At 71.7% G+C, this 3,095-nt stretch carries 3 protein-coding genes; 1 reads left to right on the forward strand and 2 read right to left on the reverse strand.

What is annotated here, in order from left to right; all coding sequences use genetic code 11:
* Together VGS97_RS14715 and VGS97_RS14720 are read right to left on the reverse strand one after the other, a co-directional pair.
* On the reverse strand, nucleotides 1-635 hold a 635-nt coding region (locus VGS97_RS14715), incomplete at its 3' end, for a VOC family protein (protein WP_326854052.1).
* 182 nt (nucleotides 636-817) lie between these two features.
* Nucleotides 818-1,972, reverse strand: coding sequence for a glycerate kinase (locus VGS97_RS14720; RefSeq protein ID WP_326854053.1), 1,155 nt, complete (start codon nucleotides 1,970-1,972; stop codon nucleotides 818-820).
* A 31-nt stretch (nucleotides 1,973-2,003) separates the two neighbouring features.
* Between VGS97_RS14720 and VGS97_RS14725 the strand changes: the two genes are divergently transcribed.
* On the forward strand, nucleotides 2,004-2,699 hold the full coding sequence (locus VGS97_RS14725; protein WP_326854054.1) for a peptidyl-tRNA hydrolase: 696 nt from the start codon (nucleotides 2,004-2,006) through the stop codon (nucleotides 2,697-2,699).
* Nucleotides 2,700-3,095 lie beyond the last annotated feature (396 nt).

The following is a 3,095-nucleotide window of genomic DNA, read 5'->3' on the forward strand; positions in this document are numbered from 1 at the left end:
ACGTCCGCAACGGAGAAGTAGGTGTTCCAGAAGTTCGGCGTCCCCGCCGGGATCTGCGCCGGCTTGGCACCGATGCCGCCGCGCTGCTGGCCCTTGATCTTGAACGTGTGGTACTCGCCCGGGAAGTCCGGGAACTTGTCGTACTCGTAGTCGAAAACCTGCTCGTAGAACGCGCGGGCCGCGGTCGGGTCGTCGTTCAGGTTCTCGTTCCAGGTGAACGAGCCCGGCTCGTTGGCCAGCTGCGAACCGCGGTGCTCGCGGCCCTGCCAGATGCCGAAGACGGCGCCCGTGGAGTCCGCGGCCAGCGCCATCCGGCCCGCGCCCATCACGTCCATCGGCCCCATGAAGACGTTGCCGCCGGCCTTGTTGACGCGCTGGCTGACGGCGTCCGCGTCGTCGGCCCACAGGTAGGTGACCCAGACCGCGGGTCCGGGCTGGTCGGGCTGCTTCGGGCCCACCCCGGCCACCTGTTTGCCGTTCTTCGTGGCGAGCTGGTAGTGCCCGCCCTCCTCGCCCGTGTCGGTGAACTCCCAGCCGAACAGTTCGCCGTAGAACCGCTTGGCCCGCTCTAGATCCGGGGTCATCAGATCGACCCAGCAGGGTGTTCCCTCGTCGTACTCGGTGAACTCGGCCATGTGGCCTCCAAGGTCGCTCGCCGCGGAGCGCGGCGCCACCGCCACGCTGGAGAACCGCGCGGCTTCAGTCTGCTACGAATCGGGCCGGATTACCCGAACGTCCGTCCGAACGGGTGACTTCGAATCGGTATCGAATCGGGTGTCGAATCGGACGCCGGGCGCGGAGCCGGATCAGGGTGCGATCAAGACTCGGCGAGGAGCAGGTCCGCGGCCAGGCGCGCTGCGAGCCGCTCAAGGACGGGCAGGGGCTGCGCCATCGAGCGGGCCGGATCGGGCTCGAAGTCGGCCAGCGCGTACGCGGCGGCGAATCCGGCCTCGCCGAGTTGCCGCGGCGTCAGTTCGAGGCGTCCGCAGACCGCCGCGACCGGGAGGCCGGCGCGCCGAGCGGCGCGGGCGACCCCGGCGGGCGCCTTGCCGCGCAGGGTCTGCTCGTCGAGGCAGCCCTCGCCGGTGATGACGAAAGTCGCCTCGGACAGCGCGCGGTCGAAGCCGAGCGCGGTGAGCAGGATGTCGATCCCTGGCTGCTGAACCGCGCCGAGCACGGCGAGCGCGGCGAAACCGACGCCACCGGCGGCACCCGCGCCCGGGGCCTCGGCGGCGTGCGCGGCGGCCGGGCCGAGCGACCGCGACAGAACATCGGCCAGTTGCGCGAGGCCTGATTCGAGCAGCGCGACATCGTGCGTACTCGCGCCCTTCTGTGGTCCGTAGATCGCCGCGGCGCCGTGCTCGCCGAGCAACGGGTTGTCCACGTCGGAGGCGAGCACGACCTGCGCGGCCGACAGTCGCGGATCGAGCCCGGCCAGATCGGCCACGGCGAGTCGGACCAGCGCGGCGCCGCCGCCGGGCAGTTCGTCGCCGTCGGCGTCCAGAAGGCGCGCGCCAAGCGCAGCGAGCATGCCCGCGCCACCGTCGGTGGACGCGCTGCCGCCGACGCCGAGCACGATCGTCTTCGCTCCGGCGTCGAGCGCGGCGCGGATCAGTTCCCCGGTCCCGCGCGTATCAGCGTCGAGCGGCGCCTGATGTCCTCCGGGCAGTCTGCGCAGACCGGAGGCTTCGGCCATCTCGACCACGGCGGTGTCCCCGCGCAGGGCGAACGCCGCGCGCACCGGGTCGCCGAGCGGTCCGGCGACGGTGGCCTCCCGCCGAGTGAAGCCTGCGGCGACCGCCGCGTCCACAGTGCCGTCGCCGCCATCCGCGACCGGCATTGCCGTCACCCGCACCTGCGGCGCAGCACGCCGGATGCCTATGGCCACGTGCTCGGCAACCTCGGCGGCGGTGGCTGAGCCCTTGAACTTGTCGGGGGCAACGAGGACGTGCTGCGCAGCCCGGATTCCCATACCGCCGACGATATCCGGCATCCTTTGGCGCATGAGCACGGTGACGGATGCGTTCGAGCGACGAGTACACGAGCGAGACGCGGCGCCGCAGTTCGTTCTGCCGCTGGTGGTCAGGATCGAGCGCGAGACCCCGCCGACGCGCACGGACGCGTTGGAGACGGCTGCGCGCGCGGTCCTCATGCTGCTCACGGACGAGCGGTCGGTGGGTGACGGCGAGTGGGCGGACGCGGTGCGCGACTGGCAGGACGGCCGCATCCGTAAGGTCGTGCGGCGGGCGCGCGGCGCGGAGTGGCGGCGGGCGGAGGCTCTGCCAGGCATCACGGTGCACGGGGGTACCGCCGAGGTGCGCGTCTACCCACCGGTGCCGCTCGACGCGTGGCCGAAGGATCTCGCACGGCTCCAGGTCTCAGGTACGGACCTTGACGACCCGCAGCCCCCGCCCGCGCCGGCTGACGGCATGCCGGTGTTGTGGTTCAACCCGGGCGTGCCGATGACGGCGGGCAAGGCGATGGCGCAGGCCGGGCACGGAGCGCAGCTCGGCTGGTGGGACCTGCCGCCGCAACGCGCCGTGACGTGGGAGCGCGCGGGCTTCCCGCTCGCGGTCCGCGAGGCGACGCGCGCGCAATGGGCACGGCTGACCGCCGCCGGGCTGCCGACCGTGCGCGACGCGGGCTTCACCGAGATCGCGCCCGGATCGGTCACCGTCATCGCGGAACTCGGACGTTAGAGGTACGTGGACGTGGGTTGGCCGACGGTGTTGCTCATGCGGCTGGATGCGGCTGGCGCCGTGTGGGCTCGCGGGTCGAGGGCCGAGCGTGGCAGAGCGCAGGAGTGCGCCGCAGTGCCACACGGCGTCAGCCGCATCAGCGACACCGTGCAGCGACCGACGACGCGGTGACCCATAACAACGTGGCCAGGCGACGGCCATCGGCCCGCAAGCCCGGCCACCAATCCACGCAAGCCTCTTACACGCAACCCTCTTAGAGCCTGTTGCGCGGCTCATGATCGGTTTTGGTGGCGAGTGGCTCGGCGGGTCATGAGGATGATCGCTGACCAGCGCACCATCGCCTCGGAGTGTTCCGGCAGCCGTTCGTAGTCGCGCACGGTGCGTCGGGAGTGTCTG

The sequence above is a fragment of the Actinocrinis sp. genome, from assembly GCF_035946395.1.
Lineage (GTDB): Bacteria > Actinomycetota > Actinomycetes > Streptomycetales > Catenulisporaceae > Actinocrinis.

Excerpts from the sequence above, each read along its gene's own strand:
- VGS97_RS14720 (WP_326854053.1), bottom strand. The coding sequence starts at position 1,972 with ATGGGAATCCGGGCTGCGCAGCACGTCCTCGTTGCCCCCGACAAGTTC.
- VGS97_RS14725 (WP_326854054.1), top strand. The coding sequence starts at position 2,004 with ATGAGCACGGTGACGGATGCGTTCGAGCGACGAGTACACGAGCGAGAC.